The following is a 22,197-nucleotide window of genomic DNA, read 5'->3' on the forward strand; positions in this document are numbered from 1 at the left end:
TCGCAAGAAGTTTCCTCTCGGTCATACAAATATAAAAAAAATAGTAAAATAAATTAGGAACTAAAGATAGTACCTAGGGCTTTTGTTTTCAAAATTAAAACCCATGCCATTATTCAGCCAGGCATTCTGAGATCCGATTAGTTTTTTACAGCTGTCCAAACTTGTAATCATTACGTTTTGATATAAAGCTCATTTTACCAGCGTAATTATTTTCTTTTCCTTCGTCTTAATGACTGGAAACAAATTTCAATCCAATAATCGAAGCGATCAGGGTAGAAAGAAAGAATATTCTCCAGAAAGTGGCAGGTTCTTTAAAAATAAAAATTCCGACTAAAACAGTTCCAACGGCACCAATTCCGGTCCATACTGCATAAGCTGTACCAATTGGCAAAACCTGTGTTGCCTTATAAAGCAAAATCATACTAATCGAAAGACAGACAAAAAAGCCAATCATCCAGTAAGTCGAGACAACCCCGCTTGTTTCTTTGGCTTTGCCTAAACAGGATGCAAAACCAACTTCAAAAAGGCCGGCTATGATTAATAAAATCCAATACATTTCTTTTGCTTTTAAAATTGAAATGCAAAGATGGTAAAAGCTGGTAGAATAATCCTAAAATATTCAAATTTAAACTAAAGAAGCATGTTAATTTATGTTAACATCTCGTAAAAACAAAAACTGTTTTCAAATGATTTTAGCACTTTTCATTACATTTGCACCGATTTTATAAAAATATGAAAAAAAGAACAAATGTTGGTTTTTGGGAATTTATAGCCCGAATTGTACTAAAAAACAGACTTGCAATTATTGCACTGATTATTTTGATTACCATTTTCTTTGGCTTACAGTGGAAAAACATTCGTTTCTCTTTTACAGAAGCCAATCTGCTTCCTGATGACCACGAAGTAAATAAACAATACGAAGCCTTTTTAAAAGAATTTGGCGAAGAGGGAAACCTCATCGTTATCGGTGTTAAGGGAGAGGCCTTTTTTACTCCGAAGGCTTTTGCAGCATGGGAAAAATTAACAGAATCCCTTAAAAATCAAAAAGAAGTCGATTTGGTAATCTCTGTAACCGACTTGCCTAAATTACAAAAAAATGATTCGATAAAGAGTTTTGAACTGGTTCCTTTTATTAATCAAAACAAAACAAAGGATGCGGCCTATCTGAAAACTGTAAAGAAGGAATTATTTGAAAAAATGCCTTTTTATGAAAGCCTGCTTTTTAACAAAAAAAGCGGTTCTATACGTTCTGTAATTTACATGGACAAAAAAATCATAAACACATCGCACCGAAAAAACTATATTTTAAATGATTTCATTCCGAAAATAAACGATTTTGAAAAAGAAACCGGAATCGATTTGCGTGTCTCCGGGATGCCTTATATCAGAACCCTGAATGCAAAAAGTATTGTTGATGAGATCAGTTTGTTTGTTGGAGGTTCCTTATTGCTGACTTCTTTAATTTTCTTTTTTTTCTTCCGGTCATTTAGAGCTACCCTGATTTCAATGGTCATCGTTATAATTGGTGTAATGTGGACATTTGGACTACTGGGGCTGTTTCATTATGAAATTACAGTCCTTACCGCTTTAGTGCCTTCTCTGGTTATAGTAATAGGAGTTCCTAATTGTATTTTCTTAACGAACAAATACCAGCAGGAGTATTTGGCCCATGGTAACAAAGCAAGGGCATTACAACGTGTAATCACCAAGGTTGGTACAGCGACACTGATGACCAACCTTACTACTGCTGCGGGATTTGCTACCTTTATAATTACTAACAGCGTATTGCTGAAAGAATTCGGACTTGTAGCATCTATCAGTATTATCTCGCTGTTTTTCTTATGTTTAATAATTGTTCCCGTTTATTACAGTTACCAGCCAGTTCCGAAAGCAAAACATCTTGAACATCTGAGCCGGAACTACACCCGCTCTTTCATGGACTGGATAGAAGAAACCGTTCGCTATAACCGCCGCTATGTTTATGCAGTATCCATAATTATATTTATAGTAAGTACTTTTGGTGCTTTTCAGATAAAAACTTCAGGAAGCTTAATTGAGGACATGCCTCAAAAAACCGACTTTTTCAGGGATATAAAGTTTTTTGAAAAAGAGTTTAATGGTGTAATGCCACTTGAAATCACTATCGATACCCAAAGAAAAAAAGGAGTGATGAAGCTTTCTACTCTGCGTAAAATGGATGAATTACAAAAGGAGATAGAAAAAATCCCTGAACTTTCAAAACCTGTATCGATACTGAATCTTGTAAAATATTCAAAACAGGCTTACTACAACGGAAATCCAGATTTTTATGAGCTGCCGACTTCTCAGGAACAATCGTTTATCTTGAGTTATGCCAAAAATGCCAGCAAAAATACAGATAAAAACATCATGAAAAGCTATGTTGACAAGGAGGGACGGGTTGCAAGGATTACTACTTTCATGAAAGATATTGGTACCGGAAACATGGCCAAAATTGAAGAAAGACTGCAGAAAAAAGTAGATGAAATTTTTCCATCTGACCGTTATAAAGTAGTTATGACAGGAAAAGCGCTTGTTTTTGAAAAAGGAACAAAATACTTACTTAATAATCTGATAAGTTCTATACTTTTTGCCATATTGCTGATTTCGCTGCTGATGGTATTCATGTTCAGGTCTTTTAAAATGGTCGTTGTTTCGCTGATTCCAAATTTACTTCCGCTCATGATTACAGCAGGATTGATGGGATATTTTGGCATCCCTTTAAAACCATCAACCATCTTGGTTTTCAGTATTGCTTTTGGACTTTCTGTAGATGATACTATTCACTTTCTGGCTCAGTACCGCCAGGAGCTGGTCAAAAACAACTGGAAGATAAAGCGTTCTGTGTATGCAACACTTAAAGAAGCGGGTGTAAGTATGTTTTATACGTCTGTTGTACTATTTGCCGGCTTTTCGGTTTTTATGCTTTCCGATTTTGGAGGTACAATTGCTTTGGGCGGACTAATTGCAATAACGCTTGCGTTTGGTATGCTGTCAAATTTAATGCTGCTGCCATGTCTGGTGCTTACCTTAAATAAATCATTGGCTAACGAACAGGAATTTACAAAACCTGCATTTGATGTGCTTGCCGATATGACTGATACAGATGATGAAAAAAATCAGGATACTAACAATAAAAATGAATAGTTAACAGGATTTTACAAGGAATTAGTTTTGTGATTTTGTTCTTATTTAAACAGAATAGCGAAATAATATAGCCCTGATAGCAGCGGCATCCTTTTTCCTGCTCCTTTAGCAGGAAAAAGATATAGCGGAGAGCAGGAACAGCTTCAAAAATTAATTATTATCGACTATATTTGCAGTTGTTCAAAGAATTTTACTTAAAATCAATTATATATAAAAATGAAACACACAAAAGTTAGAGACTTATTAAACAGTACGACAACGTTACAGGAAGTAAATGCAAAAGGATGGGTGAGAACTTTTAGAAATAATCAGTTCATCGCTTTAAATGACGGTTCTACGATTAATAATATTCAATGTGTTGTTGATTTTGAAAACACCCCGGAAGAGACTTTAAAAAGAATCACAACCGGAGCTGCTGTTTCTGTAATTGGAACTTTGGTTGAAAGTAAAGGAGCGGGTCAGAAATATGAAATTCAGGTGAACAAGCTTGAAATCCTTGGAGATTCTGATGCTGAGAAATTCCCAATGCAGCCCAAAAAACACTCTTTGGAATTTTTACGTGAAAACGCTCACCTGCGCGTACGTACAAATGCTTTTGGTGCGATTATGCGTGTGCGTTCTGTTTTGTCTTATGCGGTTCATAAATACTTTCAGGACAAAGGATTTGTTTATGTAAACACGCCAATTATCACAGGAGCTGATGCTGAAGGTGCAGGAGAAATGTTCCAGGTAACTTCATTGCCGCTTGATAACTTGCCAAAAAATGAGGAAGGAAACATCGATTTCAAAAAAGATTTCTTTGGAAAACATACCAACTTAACCGTTTCAGGACAGTTAGAAGGTGAAACTTTTGCAATGGCTTTGGGTCAGATTTATACTTTTGGACCCACGTTTAGAGCAGAAAACTCAAACACTTCCCGTCACCTGGCAGAATTCTGGATGATCGAACCTGAAGTTGCTTTCAATAATTTGGATGACAACATGGATTTGGCTGAGGATTTTATTCAGTACGTAATAAAATATGCTTTGGACAACTGTAAAGACGATTTGAAATTTTTGGAAGGAAGACTTTTGGAAGAAGAAAAATCAAAACCACAGGCAGAAAGAAGCGAAATGAGTCTGTTAGAGAAACTGAACTTTGTTTTAGAAAACAACTTCAAACGTGTTTCTTATACAGAGGCAATTGACATTTTAAGAGATTCCACTCCAAATAAAAAGAAAAAATTCCAATACATCATCAACGAATGGGGAGCTGATTTACAGTCAGAGCACGAGCGCTATTTAGTGGAGAAACACTTTAAATGTCCGGTAATTTTATTTGATTATCCGGCCAATATTAAAGCGTTTTACATGCGTTTGAATGACAACACAGAGCCAGGAAGAGAAACAGTTCGCGCCATGGACATCCTTTTCCCTGGAATTGGAGAAATCGTTGGTGGTTCTGAAAGAGAAGAGCGTTACGATGTTCTGGTTGAAAAAATGAAAGCCTTAGAAATCGACGAAGAAGAATTATACTGGTATTTAGACACCAGAAGATTTGGTTCTGCCACTCACGCAGGTTTTGGTTTAGGATTTGAGCGTCTGGTATTGTTTGTAACGGGAATGACAAATATCAGGGACGTAATTCCTTTCCCAAGAACTCCTGGAAGCGCTGAGTTTTAAGAAGTTTAAAAAGTTTCAGGTTTCAGGTTTCAAGTTGTTGGAACCTGAAACTAAAATTATATAAAATTTGTTTCAAGTTTAAGGTTTTAAGTTTATCCGTTCTGTTGGAAAACCTGAAACCTGAAACTTGAAACTTTTAACAAAAACAAATGCTAAAGCAATTTTTAAATTTAAAATTATCCCAAAAATTATCTCCGCAGCAAATTCAGCTGATGAAGTTAATTCAATTGCCTACGCAAGCTTTTGAACAGCGTTTATTGGAAGAAATGAACGAAAATCCGGCTTTAGAGGCAGGACAGGAAGATGAATACGAAGCCGATGAATTTGCTAATGACGACTACGACGATTATGATGACAATGAATCAGAGAGAATCGAGGCAGACGACATCAACATTGATGAATATCTGAGTGACGACGATACGCCTGATTATAAAACACAAGTCAATAATTACAGTGAAGATGAAGAACGCGAAACGCCATTTGCTTCACCAATCAGTTTCCATCAGGATTTAATCAATCAGCTCAATACATTTATCCTCAATGACGAAGAGCGCGAAATCGCTGAATTCCTTGTGGGAAGTATTGATGATATGGGTTACATCCGCAGAAGCATTCCGGATATTGTTGACGATATGGCTTTTACTCAGGGAATTTATACTGATGAAGCCATGGTCGAAAAAATGCTGCATGTCATTCACGAATTAGAACCTTCAGGGGTTGGTGCGCGTGATTTGCAGGAATGTCTTTTACTGCAATTAAAGCACAAAACACCAACTGAATATGTTGATTTAGCCATTGATATAATCGAAAATCAGTTTGATGCTTTTACAAAAAAACATTACGACAAGTTATTGCAGAAATACAGCATATCGAACGAACAGCTTAAAAAAGCAATTCACGAAATAGAAAGACTAAACCCAAAGCCAGGAGGATCTTTTACAGGAAATAATAAAATCACTGAAAATATAGTTCCGGATTTTGCTATCCGAATAGTAGATGGCGAATTAGAGCTGACCTTAAACGGAAGAAATGCCCCTTCCCTGCATGTTTCTAAGGATTATCAGGAAATGATGCAGACATACAAAGAATCCCGTGATAAATCGACTGCGCAGAAAGATGCGGTTCAGTTTATCAAACAAAAACTGGATTCGGCTAAATGGTTTATTGATGCAATCAGACAGCGCCAGGAAACACTTTTTGTAACGATGAATGCGATTATGCATTATCAGGAGGAATTTTTCTTAGACGGCGACGAAACCAAACTAAAACCAATGATCCTGAAAGACATTGCTGATATGGTTGGTCTGGATATTTCGACAATCTCTCGTGTAGCCAACAGCAAATACGTAGAAACGCCATACGGAACAAAACTGATTAAGGAATTTTTCTCTGAAGCCATGAAAAACGATCAGGGAGAAGATGTTTCAACTCTGGAAATAAAAAAGATCCTTAAGAATACAATTGAAGAAGAAGACAAAAAGAAACCACTTCCGGACGATCAGTTAGCTGAAATCTTAAAAGAAAAAGGGTATCCGATTGCCAGAAGAACGATTGCAAAATACCGTGAGCAACTGGATATTCCGGTTGCTAGAATGCGAAAGAAAATTTAAATTTTTACAAAATAAAGCCCTGACAATTGAAATTTATCAGGGTTTTCTATTTTATTGAAGCAAGAAATTCAGACGGCGTCATTGTTGGAATTTCAGAATTTTTAAAATCTTTTTTATTCCGGGTTAGGATAATTTCCGATTTGTGATGCAATGCACTAAAATATTGAACCGCATCTTCAAAATCATTAAAATTTGAAATTAAACTTTTGTCAATCACAATTTCATCAATATTAGAAACATCACAAATAATTCGAAATTTCTTTAAAGCATCTAAAACAATGTTTTTCTCAATATTTCTGGAAACAACATAAACTGTATTGACAAAGGACAAAGATGATGCCGCCAGTTTCAGTTTTTTATTTTCTGCTAATGAAGCGATTATTGCAATGTCATTATAAAAAGGCTCTCTTTTATCAATTAGATCGATCAGAACACTTGTATCTAAAAATAAATTCATCCTATTTATATTTTTCTGCTAAATAGTTTTGGCGCTCTTTTTTATAATCAAAATCTTCACTGATTTCTCCTTTCCCAATTGTAAAGCTTTTCACGAAGGAACTTATTTCAATTTCATTTTTCTGTTCAGATTTATCTATTTGAGTAATTGCCTTTAGATAATTTTCTACTAAAAGTGACAAACTATGATGATGTTCAGCTGCATATATCTTAGCTTTCTCAATCACACTTTTATCCAATTTCAAAGTTAATTTAGCATCCATAATCATTTTTATTTTGTACGTACAAATATAATTATTTTATCCGTACAAATAACAAACCCGACAGGCTATTAAAAATCTGTCGGGTTCTGTTTTTTTTATATCGTTTTAAGACTGAGCGAAGTCAGATACTTATTTATATTGATCTGGCAAGATTTTCACATTAAATAAAAACACTTTCTTTTTATCACTATAACTATAATTTAAAGTATAATCATTATTCCTAAAAACCACTAATCCCGGATTTCCTTTTGCTGTACTTATCAGACTTTTTTGAATTTCATCTTTTATAATATCTACTTCTGCAGTTTCTTTTACAACATGCAACAAAGTCAGATTATACTGTGCAATCCTCTCTTTGTGTAAACTCACACTGTCTAAACGAATGCCTTCCTGAATCTTTAATGGGCAATTTTTATTGTATTTCAACACTAATTCAGTTATCTCAGTATTTTCTTCCTCAGCATTTTCTTCAAGAAAAAAATAAAAATAACCTACTATGCCCAACGCGATTATAATAATTGTTAAAAATAGAATATTCTGCTTTCTCATATTTTAGTTTTGTTGAAGCTTATGAATAGAAAACATCATTTCTCCTGATTCTTTTTCATTGCCTTAAAATAAGCAGCTCGGCTAAGTGGCTCATATTCTTCTGTTTCTCCCAGCATCACCAGTTTATCACTATCGGTTTTACGGAAACTGTAATGGGCAAGATTTCCGGTTCTGGTACAAACTGCATGAACTTTTGTTACATATTCTGCTGTTGCCATAAGCCCGGGCATTGGTCCAAACGGGTTTCCCTTAAAATCCATATCCAGACCGGCAACAATTACGCGGATTCCCTGATTTGCAAGATCATTACATACCGTAATAATCTCATCATCAAAAAACTGGGCTTCGTCAATTCCGATCACATCACATCCTTGTGCCAAAATAGAAATATTTGCAGCCGCAGGAACGGGAGTTGAACGAATTTCATTGGCATCATGCGATACCACCATTTCGTCATGATAGCGGATATCAATAGCGGGTTTAAAGATTTCCACTCTTTGTTTGGCGAATTGCGCGCGTTTTAATCTACGGATTAATTCCTCGGTCTTACCCGAAAACATTGACCCACAAATAACTTCAATCCAACCAAATTGTTCTTTGTGATTTACTGTATTTTCGAGAAACATTTTGTATTTTTCTGCCTTTAAAAAATGAATAGTTTTTATTACTTTGTACTGGTAATAAATCAACGCAAAAACTGCTGTTTTTACACTTTTTCAAAAGTAGAGAATTTTTATCAAACGAAAGATTCGCTCACGTTTATTAACAGAAAATAAATACCCGGCGAATTTCTTTCGCGATTTAAAAAGACATTCAAAATATACTAAAATAGCCTATTCACTATAATTCAATAGTCATGAAAAAAAAACTGGAAGCCGATTTAATCAGCATAGCACATCGAATTTTGAAACTTAAAAACAAATCCGATATTAATCAATTATATCTGGAAACACAGAAATTATATGAAAAATTATCGGTTTTAAAATTTGTAGATGAAAATTTCGACGATATAAAACCAACTATCGGATACAGCGAAATAGAATCACAGCTTGAAACAATTTTTGAAAAAGAAGCACCCCTTCCGGCAGAAATTAAGAATGTAGAAACACTTCCGACAGTCGTTGATGAGCCTCTAATTGAAGAAGAAGTTATTGCTGAAACTCAAGTCATTGAAGAAACTCCGATCGAAGTCGTTGCTGAAGTTCCGGAAGTAATTACTAAAAAGAAGGAAACAATAGTCGATATTCCTGTAGAAGTAGTCGAAGAGATTGCTGCAAAAACTGAAGAACCTGTATCTGAAACCATAAAAGAAACCGAGCCTGCTGAAGAGTTTTCTTTTAAAACCGTCAGCGATTTAAAACCTATTCCGGATTTTAAACCGGCTTTTGAATTAGAAAAAGAGGAAATAAAAACAGAAGAACCAAAGGTAGAAACTCCGATAAAACCAGAAGCTGTTTCTATTTCGTTTGCTGATATTTTAGGCGTTAATTATGCTGATGCACAATTTGTAAAAATAGATGATATTAAAGATGTTACTTCTCCTCCTTCAGCAACATTAAACGAATTTCAGGAGAAGCAGACACCTGTTCAAGCCACTATTGCAGAACCTGTTAAACCTAAAACAGTTCCGTTAAACGAAAAACTGGCCAAAGGATTTCATATTGATCTGAATGATCGTATTGCCTTTACCAAAAACCTTTTCGGAAACAGCACCGAAGATTACAGCCGGGTTTTGAATCAGCTTTTGACATTCGACAGTTTCAGCGAAGCAAAAGAATTTATTGAAACCATGGTAAAACCTGATTATAACGACTGGGAAGGAAAAGAAGATTATGCAGAACGTTTTCTGGGAATTATTGAAAAGAAATTCTCTTAAAAACAAAACACAGATTGCACGAATTGGCACAAATTCTTTCTTTGTGAAATTTTTAAAAGCACTTACAATTTGTGAAATTCGTGTTTAAATCATTAAACTAAATTATGTCAAAATTATATATCGTTCCAACGCCAATCGGCAATCTTGAAGATATGACTTTCAGGGCTATTCGTGTTTTGAAAGAAGTCGATCTGATTTTGGCCGAAGACACCCGAACGAGCGGTAAACTTTTAAAGCATTTTGAAATTGGCACGCACATGCACAGTCATCACATGCATAATGAGCACAAAACGACCGAAAATTTAATTGCCCGCCTGAAAGCCGGCGAAACTATCGCTTTGATTTCAGATGCGGGAACTCCCGCAATTTCAGATCCGGGTTTCTTATTGACCCGGGCATGTGTCGAAAACAAGATTGAAGTAGAATGTCTTCCGGGCGCAACCGCTTTTGTTCCTGCATTAGTCAACAGCGGGCTACCGAATGACCGTTTTATTTTTGAAGGTTTCCTTCCGGAGAAAAAAGGACGCCAGACCCGATTTTTGGCTTTGGCCGAAGAAACCCGAACCATGATTTTATACGTTTCTCCACATAAACTGGTTAAAACTTTAGGTGAATTTGTCTATTATTTTGGCGAAGACAGACAAGTTTGCGTTTCACGTGAATTATCAAAACTGCACGAAGAAAATGTACGCGGAAGGGCAAAAGAAGTTCTGGCACATTTTGAAAAAACAGCGCCGCGCGGCGAAATCGTAGTTGTGGTTGCTGGAAAAACAATAACAAAAGAACCTAAGAAAAGTAAGTTTTCTAAGGATGACGAAGAATAAATAATTATTTCAGCCACAAATTAAAAGGATTATTACAGATCAAAAAAGGTTCGCCACGAATTTCACAAATTATCACGAATTGAATTAGTGAAATTCGCGAAATTCGTGGCAAAAAAAATCCTTTTTAAATCTCTTTAATCTGTGGCAAAAAAAAAATCAAACCATAATCATGAGCATTCAAACCTTTTTAGAAAAAGTAAAACAAACTCCAACACAAATCACGTTTCCTGAAACTATTGCAGTAATCGAAGAAAACTACAACTTTACTCCAACTGCTTTTCAAAACGGGACACAACATAACGCAGCCGGAGAAAATTCCGGTTCCTGCAAATTGTTTTCTTTTGCAAAACTGCAGAATTTAAGTAAAGAAGAAACCTTAGCCTGCTTTGGAGCATTCTATTTCGAAGAAGTTTTAGGCGATCCAAACGGAACAAACCACCAAAATATTAGAAATTTCATCAACTTAGGCTGGGACGGAATTCAATTTGAAGGGAATGCCCTTGAATTGAAATAAAATATTTATAATTCTCCGTTTGTCAGGCTGAGCGGAGTCGAGATTCTTATTAGTAAAAAGGGCTTCGACTCCGCTCAGCCTGACAAACAAATTCGTTGAATTCAGACCTTTAAATCGACCTTTAAAATCATCAATCTGATGCGCTGGACCTTAAAACCAAGACCTTCTGAAGATAAAATCAAACATTTGGCTCAAGCCTTAAATGTAGAAGATTTTGTTGCCACACTTTTGATTCAGCGTGGAATTGAAACTTTTGATGAAGCTAAAAATTTCTTTCGCCCTTCATTAGAACATCTTCATGATCCATACTTAATGAAAGATATGGATAAAGCCGTTGCCCGAATCGAATTGGCAATTGAAAATCAGGAAAACATTCTGGTTTTTGGCGATTATGATGTTGACGGGACAACAGCGGTTTCTTTGGTTTCTTCGTATTTGAAATCCCATTACCCCAATATTGCGACTTATATTCCGGATCGTTATGACGAAGGCTATGGAATATCGTATAAAGGAATTGACTTTGCGGACGATAACGGATTTTCTTTAATTATCGCTTTAGACTGTGGAATAAAATCTATTGATCATATCGCCTACGCGAAAGCAAAAAACATCGATTTCATCGTTTGTGATCACCACCGCCCAGGCGAAATTCTCCCGGATGCTGTGGCTGTTCTAGACCCAAAAAGAGAAGACTGCTCCTACCCTTACGATGAATTGTGTGGCTGTGGCGTTGGTTTTAAACTGATTCAGGCCTTAGGCCAAAACCGAAATGAAACGATAGAAGATCTGGTTCCGTATCTGGATTTGGTAGCTACCGCAATTGCAGCTGATATTGTACCGATTACGGGTGAAAATCGTGTTCTCGCTTATTTCGGTTTAAAGGTAATTAACAGCGAGCCAAGACCCGGAATAAAAGCTTTAGTTCATCAGGTAAAAAAGAAAGTGCTGGATATTACCGATGTTGTTTTTATCATTTCTCCCAGAATTAATGCTGCAGGAAGAATCAAACACGGCAATCATGCTGTCGAATTGTTAACCGAATTTGATTTTGAACAGGCACAGCAGTTTGCTTCAGAAATTGAGCAATACAACGCAGACCGAAAAGATTTAGATAAAAAAATAACAAGAGAAGCTTTTCAGCAAATTATAGAAAATAATGAAGAAGAACGTTTTTCAACCGTTGTTTTTCAGGAAGACTGGCACAAAGGCGTAATCGGAATTGTGGCTTCAAGGTTAATTGAAACTTATTACCGCCCGACCTTGGTTTTCACTAAAAGCGGAGATAAATACGCTGCTTCAGCAAGATCTGTAAAAGGCTTTGATGTGTATAATGCCTTAGACAACTGTTCAGAACATCTCGAGCAGTTTGGAGGTCATATGTACGCCGCAGGAATGACTTTGAAGGCAGAAAATTATCTGGCTTTCAAAGCTGCTTTTGAGAAATGCGTAGCAGAAACTATTCATCCCGATATGCGGACTCCGGAAATTGAAATTGACGCTGAAATAAATTTCGCAGATATCACACCAAAATTAATTCGGATTCTAAAACAATTTGAGCCTTTTGGTCCACAAAACATGACGCCGGTTTTTATGACACGGGATGCTAAAGATACCGGATATGCCAAAAATCTGGGTTCAGAAGAAGAACATTTAAGGCTTTTTGTCAAACAAAATAACTCTGACGGAATAGCTGCTATTGGATTCGGACTCGGAAAAAAAATAAATATTGTACAAAATCAAAATCCGTTTCAACTGGCGTACTGCATTGCTGAAAATGAATGGAACGGAAACATTTCAACTCAGCTGATGCTGAAAGATATTAGAAGTAATGAAAAATAACGAAAAGAAAAACGACCCTTATCAGGCCTTGCGCTATAGAGAATTCAATGTGTTTTTATTATTGCGTTTTGCGATGGTTTTTGCCTGGTCGATGCAGTTTATTGTAATTGAATGGGAAGTTTACAGTTTGACAAAAGATCCTCTTTCATTAGGTTTTATTGGTTTGATGGAAATTATTCCTGCCGTTTCAATGGCTTTGTTTGCAGGACATATTGTCGATCAGAGAGAAAAGAAAGGATTATTGGTAAAATGTATTTTAGGATTTTCAGTCATTAGTTTTGGACTTTTCTTGTTAACCTGGCCAAAAGTTGTTGGAGACTGGTCTAAAGATTACATTTTATATTCCATTTATGCTCTTGTCTTTGTTGGCGGAATCGTTCGTTCTTTCATGGGACCAACTATTTTTTCTCTTTTATCATTGATCATTCCTAAAAAAGTATATCCAAACGCGGCGACCTGGAGCAGTTCGGTTTGGCAGATTGCAGCCGTTATGGGCCCGGCATTAGCAGGTTTCTCAATTAACTGGATTGGTGTTCACTGGTCTATGTGTCTGGTATTCGGATTTTCTATCCTTTCCTTAATTGCCTTATCGCAAATCAGCAAAAAACCAATCTTAAATCCAAAAATTGGGGAATCTATAAAAGACAGTCTTACTGAAGGTTTGACTTTTGTATTCAAAAACCAGATTGTTTTAGGTGCATTATCGCTTGATATGATTGCGGTACTTTTTGGAGGAGCCGTAGCATTATTGCCTGTTTTTGCTCAGGATATTTTAAAAGTGGGTTCTGAAGGTTTTGGTATTTTAAGGGCTGCTCCTGCAGTAGGATCTTTCATTACAGTACTTGTTTCTGCGTATGTGCCTTTAAATAAAAATGCAGGCAAGAAACTTTTAGCAGCCATATTTATTTTTGGATTGTCGATTATTTTATTTGGCCTTTCCACTTTTTTCTGGCTTTCGGTGTTCGCTTTATTTTTGAGTGGACTTTCTGACGGAATTTCGGTTGTAATTAGGCAAACTATCCTGCAGCTTAAAACGCCGGATCATATGCGTGGCCGTGTTGGTGCTGTAAATTCAATTTTTGTGGGTTCTTCTAATGAATTGGGCGCTTTTGAAAGCGGTGCAACTGCCAAATTAATGGGAACTGTAACTTCAGTTGTTTTTGGTGGAAGTGTGACGCTTTTAACGGTTATTGTAACCGCACTTAAATCACCAACTTTTAGAAACTTGGATCTTAACAGAGATATGGAAGATCATCAGGATTTAAACAGATAAATTTTAACTTAGTCATAAGTTCATTTAAAAAATTACGATGTAGACTAAAACGAATTTATATAACTTAATATGGTAAAAGATTTTTTCACAATTTTATGGATTTTTTATTTAGAATTAATATAAATAATATTTATATTTGTTGAAATAAAGGATTCTATAATGAAAGATATTGAACAGATATACCATAATAACTTTGGAGTAGCCTTTTACTGGAAAAAGGAAAACAAAACCATTTTAGATAAAGTACAATTGGTTTTCAGGGAAACCGGATTTTATCTTTCTATTGCCGAATTGAATCAGTTTTGTGATTTGATTGAGCACAGTCTTATTGAAAATACCTGTTGTGAATCCTGTCAATTAAAAAACAGCTGTCATAAATTTTTACTCAAAACACCTTTATCTCAGGTAGATTTGGCCGTTTCGATGAAAGAAATTAAATCGATAAAGGATTTGATTGAAGGAACTTTATTCCGATTAGATCTGGATGAATATGTGTATGGAGCAGGTAGAAATTAATTTTCGAATTTTTTGAGTTCAAAAGTTTCACCATCAAAAACACCGTACGTAAAATAACCAATCCAGTCGCCCAGATTTATATATTTTGAATCTTCTCCAACAGGAATAACCATTGGCAGGTGACGATGACCGAAGATGAAATAATTGTAATGTTTTGTTTCGAGTTTACGTTTGGCATACAAAACCAGCCATTCGTTTTCTTCGCCCAAAAATTTCACATCATCATCTCCGGAAATCAGTTTGTTTTTTACTGATAAATATTGTGCTAAACTAACGCCAATATCAGGATGAAGCCAGCGAAAAAGCCACTTTGAAAACGGATTTGTAAAGACCTTTTTCATTCTTTTATATCCTTTATCACCGGGTCCTTTTCCGTCACCATGACCAATCAGGAATGTTTTTCCGTTAAAAACAAATTCTTTATTATCATGATAAACCGGAATATTCAATTCGGTTTCAAAATAATCATGCATCCATAAATCGTGATTTCCTACGAAGAAAAAAATTGGGATGCCACTATCGCGAAGTTCGGCCAGTTTGCCTAAAATACGTACAAATCCTTTTGGAACAACCGTTTTATATTCGAACCAAAAATCGAATAAATCCCCTAATAAAAAAACAGCTTCTGCATCATCTCTTATCTCATCAAGCCAGGCTACGAATTTCTTTTCGCGCGGTAAACTCAATTCAGGAGTTGGAGCTCCAAAATGCTGGTCAGAAGCAAAATATATTTTTTTCATTTGGTTTTAGATTGTTAGATCTTAGACTTCTTAGAGTTTTAGATTTTGACCTATTGTCTTCCTGAGTGAAGTCGAAAGATTGAAATTTGGAATTTAAAAATTGGAATTTTATTGATTATCGCTTGCAAACCATTCTGCAAACGAAGAATCGGTTTCCTGAAGTTTTAGGGAAAAAAGCGAAATTCCTGCTGGTAAACGTGAAATGATTTTTTTTGCAAAATCAATTACCATGTTTTCGCTGGTTGGCTGGTAATCTACCAAAATTACGTGATGCCCACGATTTTTAAGTTCGTTTGCCAATTCGATATGTGGGGTGGTTTGGTTAAATACAGTTGCATGGTCAAACTGATCGACAATTTCTTCTTTTACAATTTTCTTTAGATCCGAAAAATCGATTACCATTCCGAATTTTACATTTGACCGGTCTGTGATTGGCGAACCAATAACTGTTACCGATAATTTGTAACTATGTCCGTGAACGTTTTTGCATTTTCCGTCGTATCCGTACAAAGCGTGTCCGGTTTCGAAACTAAATTGTTTTGTAATTCTGATATTACTCATCGGTTGTTTTTTCTGCAAATTTAGGAAATAGATGTTGAGAAATGGTCTTTTAATAAAAAAAGGTCTTGGTTTATGGTTTTTAGCCCTGATCGCAGCGACATCCTTTTGTGGCGGGGTTCGCCACAAAAGATATAGCGGAGAGCAGGAATCAGCTCCTGAAACAACTACTTCTTAAATTGTAATAAGGCGTTTTTTGTAAAGTCAGACAGCACCAGTTTTCCTGTAATTTTAGCACGTTCAATAAGGATCGATTCCCATTGTTCAGTACCCTCCCAAATAATTTTCTTCATTTCAAATAGCGCTTCGGGATTGTATGAACTGAGTTTTTGTGCAAAATTTTCTACTTCTGCATCGAGCAAATCAGCATTATGAAGAGCTGAATATAGTCCGTTTTGCAAGGCCCAGCTTGCAGATTTCCATTCGTGTGCAGCCAAAGTCATTTGAGTCATTGCCATTTTACCAATCTTACGGGAAACAGCAGGCTCAATTACAAACGGCCCGATCCCGATAGCGAGTTCCGATAGTTTTACAGCACTTTCCGGAGTTGCCAAAACATAATCGCAGGCAGCAATAATACCCACTCCGCCTCCAACGGCTTTGCCTTGTACACGTCCAATAATAAGTTTGGTACAATTGCGCATTGCGTTTAACAAATGTGCAAAACCGGAGAAAAATTCGGTTCCCTGTTCTTCGTTTTGCACCGCCAGAAGTTCGTCAAAAGAAGCACCGGAACAGAATACTTTTGAGCCTTCACTTTGCAGGATGATAACCGAAACGGCTTCATTTCGGCTCAGCAAGTTGATTTCGGCTGTCAAACGATCGAGTAATTCACGCGGAAAAGAATTGCTGGCAGGGTGTCCAAACTGAATAGTTGCTACGGTATTTTGAAAGGAAGTTGATAAGCTTCCGTTTAGATTTTCTGTGCTCATAAATATAGTTTTAAAGTAAAGTTACGGTTTTGGCAACTATTTTTTGTGCTATATTGATTTGAAATTTGCTTTTTGAAAATTAATTGACTTTATTTGCTGTAGAAACGGGGGATTAGCTCATTTGGCTAGAGCGCTACGCTGGCAGCGTAGAGGTGATCGGTTCGAATCCGATATTCTCCACAAAAAAACCGTATTACTTAATTGTGATACGGTTTCTTTATATTAAATTATCGTTCGCTACTATTATCAAAATCCGGTTCATCTTCATCGGATTTTTTAAAGTCATTATTCAAAAAATCCATTAATTTCTTTTTCTCTTTTTGATTTTTTCTAATCATAAACAGAATCAGTACAATTAGCACCAATGCTATCACTCCTATTACTATCCAATTGATTTCCATAATTTTAAATTTCATTAAAGTTATGGTTTCTAAATTTTAAGGATATTATCAAAAGGTTAAACCTCAACAAATATGTTAAACTGTGTTTTACTGCCTTTTATATCTTAACAATTATAATTAAATTGCTCTCAGGGATTAAAAACAACGGATTTTTTAATTACACCGTTTCATAAAATCAATGGTCATGGATGCTGATAAATTTATTTTCTGCCTTGAAGGCATTTCAGATGTAGAAAACGACACAGCTACAGAAGTGGTTAAAAGTCTTGAAAAACTGGCTTTTAATCAGGGTATATCCAGTATTTACAAAACTTGTGATACGATCGAAGGACTCGAAGAAAGCCTGAACACTTTGTTGTACGACGACCATAATTTTAAAGATTACGAAATCATCTATCTCGTGATGAAAGGCGAACCCAACAATATCTGTCTTCATGACTATTATTATAGTCTGGAAGAAATCGCCGAAATCTTTGAAGGGAAAATGAAGGGCAAAATCCTGCATTTTGCCAATTCTAAAATTCTGGATTTAAACGAAGAAGAAGCCCAGTATTTCCTGGACATCACCGGCGCAAGAGCTATTTCAGGCTATGGAAATGTTTCTAATAAATTTACCAGTACAGGTTCTGTTGACAAAGCCTTTTTCAAATTATGCCAGGAAGAAGACGACCTTGTTGAAATTGTGGAAACGCTTTACGAAAAGTATTACGATCTTTGTAAACTGCTCGATTTTAGAATGTACTATTGAATTGTTTTGTTGAATATTTATTTGTAAGATTATATTTAATAAAAACACTGATTTGTAAATTGAGTAATTTATATTTGTGTTATACTGAACGTAAATGGAAATACAAATCACTAAAAATGCAGAGAAATCATATTTTGAAATAATAAGCAGGTATTCAGAAATTAAGGCTTCTTTATTTTCGAGAAAAACTATTTTTGTTTTGGACATCATTAAACAAAACAGCCATATAGGACAAATATACCTGAAAACTCCTTACAGAAAATTTTTATTGACTGAAGAAGTTTATATTTTCTATAAAATTGAATCTGATATAATTTACATTGTATTATTTTGGGATAATAAAAGAAGCCCTTTGAATTTAGATGTTATACTTCATTCTTAATTTCTCTTTGAACTCTGTATAGTTAATTGTTTTTCCAGCTTTAATATCTTCCTCGCTTTTCTGTAATTCCTGAGCCACTATTTCTTCTGGATAAAGCAAGGTTGTAATCAATTTTACTTCTTGAGGAGTAAACGTTTTTAGCCTCAATTTTCTATAATATGTTGCATGCTTCAAACCTAATTTTTGAATAAAAAAATCAGCTTTGTAATATGATTTATTAATCAATTCCGGTAAACTATTTACATAGTTCTCATAATTTTCAACTATTTCTATCATAATATGATATTTTTTGTTTTATACACTATACAAATATAGTATTAAAAATTTAAAGTTTTAGTCGAATGCAAATACTAGTCCACAAAAAAAGCCCTCAATTAAGAGAGCTTTCAATTATATTGTTACAAATCCAAACCTAAGCCTGATCGTCAGTTGCTGCGTCCGGAGCATTAGTTTTTACAGAGGTGATTCCGTTGTCTCTTCCTGCAGCGCTTTCGTACATTTCGCTGCTTCCAATAATTTGTCCGTTTGAAGCTTTCAGTGTAAAATAAAACTTCCCACTTGAAGATTCTTTTTTATCGAACTTAGAATCATCCTGAGAGTTTGTCTTTACAGATTCTATTCCGCCTAAACAAGCTGCTTTGCCCGAATATCCTTCGCTTGTCAAAATAGTCTGACCGTTGCCTGCTTTTAAATTAAATTGAAACTCTCCGTTGGCTCTTTTGGTAATTACAAATTTTCCCATGCTTTTGTGTTAAATTAGAAGTTAGAAATTATTTACCTGCATTATATAAAAATACAAAACTTAGAAATACGATTTTATGGTTAACCGTAAATTAGCTGTTTAATAAACTATTTCAGTAAGAACCCAAAACGAATCGAACCATAAAAATAGCCACTATTGGTATTGGTCTCAGGATCTTTTAATTCCCTTCCGCGATACAAAAATGAATACGATATATTAAAATTATTGTAACGATATTTTAAACCAGCTTCAGCATTAAAACGCAGGGGTTCCAGATCAAAAGTAAGCGGACTTGTGTTATTAAACATACTACCCTGAATTGTCGCATCATAAAACTGATAATTTACACTTGGCATTGCATAAAAGTAAAATTCCCGAATATTGTACTGAGGGTCAAAACTCACTGAAGCATCATGTAAATTAGAATCGTAAACCGGCAGCAGCTTTTTAAATCCAAACCGCGCTAACAACCCTGTGGAAACTCCTGTAAAAATAGTTCCCAGATTCGCTTCAGACTGAAAATGAAGATCAGCAAAATCATGATGTTTTACTGGAAATAATTTCTTCGAATACATAACATGAGCCTGTACAGCCAGGGCATTATGCAGCTGATTTTCCCAGCCATATATTTTTTTATATCCTATGATCTTATGAAAACCTCCCTGCATTTCTTCGCCAAAAGCATTGGGTCCAATAAAGCCCAGTTGAAAATCAGTTTTTAAAACCGATTCGCTTTGATAAAAGAAACTGCGTCCTGCCTCTGCAAAGAGATATCCCGTAAAAGGGCGGTCGTTTATGGTAACCGCTTCTTCATTAATAAATCTGGGATTGTAAATATATTGCCCCACTCTGAACTCAGTAATTTTCTTATTGATTTTTTCGTTGTTATTTTTCGACAAAAACCTGTAAAAAAACTCCAGTCCATTGGTATAATACATATCGTTTTTAGAGGAGGTATAAAGATCATTATCTGTGATAAAACCTATTTCAGTCTTTTTTACCTGTGCGAAACCAAAAGCTGTCACCCATACGAAAAGCAGAAAAAAGCTTTTTTTACTTCCCATCATAATTAATTTTTCCTACAGCGCGCATTTCGCGAACAATTCTTTCTTTTCGTCTTACAATATAACTTGAGGATCCGGTAGCTTTAAATTTTCTCGGATTTGGAAGAATAGCCGCAATCCCGGCTGCCTGCATTGGTGTCAAACTAGAAGCATCACGCCTGTACCAGTGCTCTGTTGCGGCATAGGCTCCGTAAACCCCATCTCCCATTTCTATGCTGTTCAGATATACCTCCATAATTCGTTCTTTTCCCCAGATGATTTCTATCAGCACTGTAAAATAAGCTTCTAATCCTTTACGAAAATAGCTTTTCCCCTGCCAGAGAAAGACATTTTTTGCTGTCTGCTGTGAGATTGTGCTTCCGCCACGAATCCTGCGGCCACGGGCATTGCTTTTATAGGCCTTTTGAAGCGCTTTAAAATCGAATCCGTTGTGGTATAGAAAAGTGCCGTCTTCACTGGCGATAACAGCTTTTTGCAGATTCTTCGAAATTTTTTCAATCGGTTCCCAGTCATGATCAAAATAAACTTCTTTACCGGCCAGTTTATTTTCGATGGCACGAATTACCATAAGTGGTGTAAAGGGTACCGGTACATATTTAAAAATAACTACTGATGCTATTGAGAGTCCAAAGAACCATAACATCAGTTTGATTAAAAACCATTTTATTTTTTCTCCCCAAGAGCGGTTTGACTTTTTTGAAGATGTTTTTGATTTACTTGCGGTTGGTTTTTTGGTTGTTGGTTTTTTGGCTGCCATTATAATAAATCTGCTAATTCTGTTCCTATTAAACTGCCTATTGCTACTCCCATTCCGCCCAAACGCACTCCACAAAACACGTTATCAGACAGTTGAGACACAACAGGGTTTTTACTGTTTCCGACTCCCATAATGCCGCTCCATCGATGAGCAATATAAAAATCCTGATTTGGTAAAATTACATTTTTCAGTAAATCTTCCAATTTATTTTGCACAATTTTGGTGTTACCAAATTCGGTAGTGTTTTCGGTTTCAAAATCCAGGTTTCTTCCTCCGCCTAACAAAATCCTTTCACCAATATTCCTGAAATAATAGTACCCACGATCTAAATGAAAAGTTCCTTTAATATCTAAATTGGGAATTGGCTCTGTAATTAAAACTTGTGCCCTGGCAGGCTGTACAGCGCCTTTTGTTAATGAATTAGCAAAACCATTAGTTGCGAAAAGCAGTTTTTGTGTTTTAAAACTAAAATCATTCACCACGACTTCAACATGGTTTCCAGCATCAATGTAAGAAGTTACTGTTTGCTGATTCAGAATTAAAATATTGGCAGCAACAGCCTGTTTCAGTAATTCCTGCATCATGTTACCGGTATCAATCTGTGCTTCAAACGGATTAAAAATCAAATATTCCCGGATATTTTCAAACCCGAAACGGTCAATTTCTTTGGTAAAAACTTCTGCTTTAAAAACTGGCTTTAAAACTTCATTTATAAAAGGAATTTTAGAAATACATTCATTAAAACCAGATTCATCCTCTTTCAAAAACAATTCATATCTGCCATAAGGCTTAAAATCTATAGCATGATCCCCTAACCTTTTTCGGAGCAGCTGTAAACCCTGCCAGCGTTTTTCTATTAACTGGACAACATCTTCTTCAGTATGTGTTTTTAAATCCTCCAAAATTTCAGAAAGACTTCCAAAACAGGCAAAACCGGCATTTTTTGTACTGGCGCCTTGCGGAAGCATCCCTTTTTCTAACACGAGAATTTTTGCTTCCGGAAATCTTTCGCGCAACCGCAATGCTGTATGAAGCCCTGTAATCCCACTTCCAACTATAGTATAATCTACATTTGTAAACCAGTTTTTCAGTTCCCAATAACTTAATTCCATCTGCTTTTTTTTAAATTCCAAATTTTAAATTCCAAATTCCAATCCTGGTGTAAATTACAATTTTTTAAATTCCAAATTCCAATCTTCAGACAAAATTCCAAAAACTTAATCTCCTGAGTTTTGTATCACTAAAGAGGAATTGAAACCTTCGATATACTCTCACAGAGTTTGGAATTTAGAATTTTCAAAATTGGAATTTAAATTTAACTAATCG

The 22,197-nt window shown here is 35.6% G+C and carries 26 protein-coding genes and 1 tRNA gene; 13 read left to right on the plus strand and 14 right to left on the minus strand.

What is annotated here, in order from left to right; genetic code table 11:
* Nucleotides 1-226: 226 nt before the first annotated feature.
* Complete coding sequence (locus GXM17_RS05765) at nt 227-556, minus strand: DMT family transporter (protein WP_163398347.1); 330 nt, start codon at nt 554-556, stop codon at nt 227-229.
* Nucleotides 557-732: 176 nt separating this feature from the next.
* Here GXM17_RS05765 and GXM17_RS05770 point away from each other — a divergent pair, with 176 nt between their 5' ends.
* From GXM17_RS05770 to rpoN, 3 genes are all read left to right on the plus strand, one after another.
* A complete protein-coding gene (locus tag GXM17_RS05770) occupies nt 733-3,165 on the plus strand; it encodes an efflux RND transporter permease subunit (RefSeq protein ID WP_163398348.1) in 2,433 nt (810 codons plus the stop codon).
* A gap of 216 nt (nt 3,166-3,381) precedes the next feature.
* Nucleotides 3,382-4,827: an asparagine--tRNA ligase gene (gene asnS, locus GXM17_RS05775; protein WP_163398349.1), complete on the plus strand. Its 1,446-nt coding sequence runs from the start codon at nt 3,382-3,384 to the stop codon at nt 4,825-4,827.
* A 149-nt stretch (nt 4,828-4,976) separates the two neighbouring features.
* Nucleotides 4,977-6,437 (plus strand): RNA polymerase factor sigma-54, encoded by a 1,461-nt coding sequence (rpoN, locus tag GXM17_RS05780; RefSeq protein WP_163398350.1) that lies wholly within the window; start codon nt 4,977-4,979, stop codon nt 6,435-6,437.
* A gap of 46 nt (nt 6,438-6,483) precedes the next feature.
* On the opposite strand, the gene GXM17_RS05785 is transcribed toward rpoN, so the two are convergent.
* The 4 genes from GXM17_RS05785 to GXM17_RS05800 all read right to left on the minus strand — a co-directional run bounded on the left by GXM17_RS05785 (nt 6,484) and on the right by GXM17_RS05800 (nt 8,331).
* Entirely contained in the window at nt 6,484-6,894 is a 411-nt protein-coding gene (locus GXM17_RS05785) for a type II toxin-antitoxin system VapC family toxin (RefSeq protein WP_163398351.1), read from the minus strand.
* Between the two features lies 1 nt (nt 6,895).
* On the minus strand, nt 6,896-7,156 hold the full coding sequence (locus tag GXM17_RS05790) for a DUF6364 family protein (protein ID WP_163398352.1): 261 nt from the start codon (nt 7,154-7,156) through the stop codon (nt 6,896-6,898).
* Between the two features lie 129 nt (nt 7,157-7,285).
* Nucleotides 7,286-7,705: a hypothetical protein gene (locus tag GXM17_RS05795; protein WP_163398353.1), complete on the minus strand. Its 420-nt coding sequence runs from the start codon at nt 7,703-7,705 to the stop codon at nt 7,286-7,288.
* A gap of 35 nt (nt 7,706-7,740) precedes the next feature.
* Complete coding sequence (locus GXM17_RS05800) at nt 7,741-8,331, minus strand: thymidine kinase (protein WP_163398354.1); 591 nt, start codon at nt 8,329-8,331, stop codon at nt 7,741-7,743.
* Between the two features lie 230 nt (nt 8,332-8,561).
* Here GXM17_RS05800 and GXM17_RS05805 point away from each other — a divergent pair, with 230 nt between their 5' ends.
* The 6 genes from GXM17_RS05805 (at nt 8,562) to GXM17_RS05830 (ending at nt 14,547) form a co-directional block, all read left to right on the plus strand.
* A complete protein-coding gene (locus tag GXM17_RS05805; RefSeq protein WP_163398355.1) occupies nt 8,562-9,581 on the plus strand; it encodes a hypothetical protein in 1,020 nt (339 codons plus the stop codon).
* Nucleotides 9,582-9,685: 104 nt separating this feature from the next.
* The gene (gene rsmI, locus GXM17_RS05810) at nt 9,686-10,405 is read left to right on the plus strand and encodes a 16S rRNA (cytidine(1402)-2'-O)-methyltransferase (protein ID WP_163398356.1); all 720 of its coding nucleotides are present in this window, start codon (nt 9,686-9,688) and stop codon (nt 10,403-10,405) included.
* Between the two features lie 169 nt (nt 10,406-10,574).
* On the plus strand, nt 10,575-10,919 hold the full coding sequence (locus GXM17_RS05815) for a HopJ type III effector protein (protein ID WP_163398357.1): 345 nt from the start codon (nt 10,575-10,577) through the stop codon (nt 10,917-10,919).
* 138 nt (nt 10,920-11,057) lie between these two features.
* Nucleotides 11,058-12,758 carry a single-stranded-DNA-specific exonuclease RecJ gene (gene recJ / locus GXM17_RS05820; protein WP_163398358.1) on the plus strand — a complete coding sequence of 567 codons (1,701 nt, stop codon included), beginning with the start codon at nt 11,058-11,060 and terminating at the stop codon, nt 12,756-12,758.
* Nucleotides 12,748-14,031: an MFS transporter gene (locus GXM17_RS05825; protein ID WP_163398359.1), complete on the plus strand. Its 1,284-nt coding sequence runs from the start codon at nt 12,748-12,750 to the stop codon at nt 14,029-14,031. The genes recJ and GXM17_RS05825 overlap by 11 nt, the downstream gene beginning before the upstream one ends.
* A gap of 159 nt (nt 14,032-14,190) precedes the next feature.
* The gene (locus GXM17_RS05830; RefSeq protein ID WP_163398360.1) at nt 14,191-14,547 is read left to right on the plus strand and encodes a hypothetical protein; all 357 of its coding nucleotides are present in this window, start codon (nt 14,191-14,193) and stop codon (nt 14,545-14,547) included.
* Here the strand turns inward: GXM17_RS05830 and GXM17_RS05835 are convergent.
* Entirely contained in the window at nt 14,544-15,287 is a 744-nt protein-coding gene (locus GXM17_RS05835; protein ID WP_163398361.1) for a UDP-2,3-diacylglucosamine diphosphatase, read from the minus strand. The two genes, GXM17_RS05830 and GXM17_RS05835, sit on opposite strands and share 4 nt — an antisense overlap.
* Before the next feature lie 108 nt (nt 15,288-15,395).
* Complete coding sequence (locus GXM17_RS05840; RefSeq protein WP_163398362.1) at nt 15,396-15,848, minus strand: 6-pyruvoyl trahydropterin synthase family protein; 453 nt, start codon at nt 15,846-15,848, stop codon at nt 15,396-15,398.
* Between the two features lie 31 nt (nt 15,849-15,879).
* On the opposite strand from GXM17_RS05840, the gene GXM17_RS05845 reads away from it, so the two are divergent.
* Nucleotides 15,880-16,023 carry a hypothetical protein gene (locus tag GXM17_RS05845; protein WP_163398363.1) on the plus strand — a complete coding sequence of 48 codons (144 nt, stop codon included), beginning with the start codon at nt 15,880-15,882 and terminating at the stop codon, nt 16,021-16,023.
* On the opposite strand, the gene GXM17_RS05850 is transcribed toward GXM17_RS05845, so the two are convergent.
* Nucleotides 16,013-16,777, minus strand: coding sequence for an enoyl-CoA hydratase/isomerase family protein (locus tag GXM17_RS05850; protein WP_163398364.1), 765 nt, complete (start codon nt 16,775-16,777; stop codon nt 16,013-16,015). The two genes, GXM17_RS05845 and GXM17_RS05850, sit on opposite strands and share 11 nt — an antisense overlap.
* A 106-nt stretch (nt 16,778-16,883) precedes the next feature.
* On the opposite strand from GXM17_RS05850, the gene GXM17_RS05855 reads away from it, so the two are divergent.
* Nucleotides 16,884-16,957: transfer RNA gene (locus GXM17_RS05855), tRNA-Ala, on the plus strand.
* A 47-nt stretch (nt 16,958-17,004) separates the two neighbouring features.
* Here the strand turns inward: GXM17_RS05855 and GXM17_RS21555 are convergent.
* The gene (locus tag GXM17_RS21555; protein ID WP_167522113.1) at nt 17,005-17,178 is read right to left on the minus strand and encodes a hypothetical protein; all 174 of its coding nucleotides are present in this window, start codon (nt 17,176-17,178) and stop codon (nt 17,005-17,007) included.
* Nucleotides 17,179-17,362: 184 nt separating this feature from the next.
* On the opposite strand from GXM17_RS21555, the gene GXM17_RS05860 reads away from it, so the two are divergent.
* On the plus strand, nt 17,363-17,926 hold the full coding sequence (locus GXM17_RS05860; RefSeq protein WP_163398365.1) for a DUF6642 family protein: 564 nt from the start codon (nt 17,363-17,365) through the stop codon (nt 17,924-17,926).
* 94 nt (nt 17,927-18,020) lie between these two features.
* The gene (locus tag GXM17_RS05865; RefSeq protein WP_163398366.1) at nt 18,021-18,308 is read left to right on the plus strand and encodes a hypothetical protein; all 288 of its coding nucleotides are present in this window, start codon (nt 18,021-18,023) and stop codon (nt 18,306-18,308) included.
* Here the strand turns inward: GXM17_RS05865 and GXM17_RS05870 are convergent.
* The 5 genes from GXM17_RS05870 to GXM17_RS05890 form a co-directional block, all read right to left on the minus strand.
* Complete coding sequence (locus GXM17_RS05870; protein WP_163398367.1) at nt 18,285-18,584, minus strand: hypothetical protein; 300 nt, start codon at nt 18,582-18,584, stop codon at nt 18,285-18,287. The genes GXM17_RS05865 and GXM17_RS05870 overlap by 24 nt on opposite strands.
* Before the next feature lie 136 nt (nt 18,585-18,720).
* Entirely contained in the window at nt 18,721-19,050 is a 330-nt protein-coding gene (locus GXM17_RS05875) for a YegP family protein (RefSeq protein WP_163398368.1), read from the minus strand.
* Between the two features lie 107 nt (nt 19,051-19,157).
* Nucleotides 19,158-20,114, minus strand: coding sequence for a lipid A deacylase LpxR family protein (locus GXM17_RS05880; RefSeq protein WP_163398369.1), 957 nt, complete (start codon nt 20,112-20,114; stop codon nt 19,158-19,160).
* Entirely contained in the window at nt 20,104-20,871 is a 768-nt protein-coding gene (gene mtgA, locus GXM17_RS05885) for a monofunctional biosynthetic peptidoglycan transglycosylase (RefSeq protein ID WP_163398370.1), read from the minus strand. The genes GXM17_RS05880 and mtgA overlap by 11 nt, the downstream gene beginning before the upstream one ends.
* On the minus strand, nt 20,871-21,983 hold the full coding sequence (locus GXM17_RS05890) for an NAD(P)/FAD-dependent oxidoreductase (RefSeq protein WP_163398371.1): 1,113 nt from the start codon (nt 21,981-21,983) through the stop codon (nt 20,871-20,873). The genes mtgA and GXM17_RS05890 overlap by 1 nt, the downstream gene beginning before the upstream one ends.
* Nucleotides 21,984-22,197 lie beyond the last annotated feature (214 nt).

Source organism: Flavobacterium fluviatile (genome assembly GCF_010645065.1).
In the GTDB taxonomy this organism is placed as follows: Bacteria; Bacteroidota; Bacteroidia; order Flavobacteriales; family Flavobacteriaceae; genus Flavobacterium; species Flavobacterium fluviatile.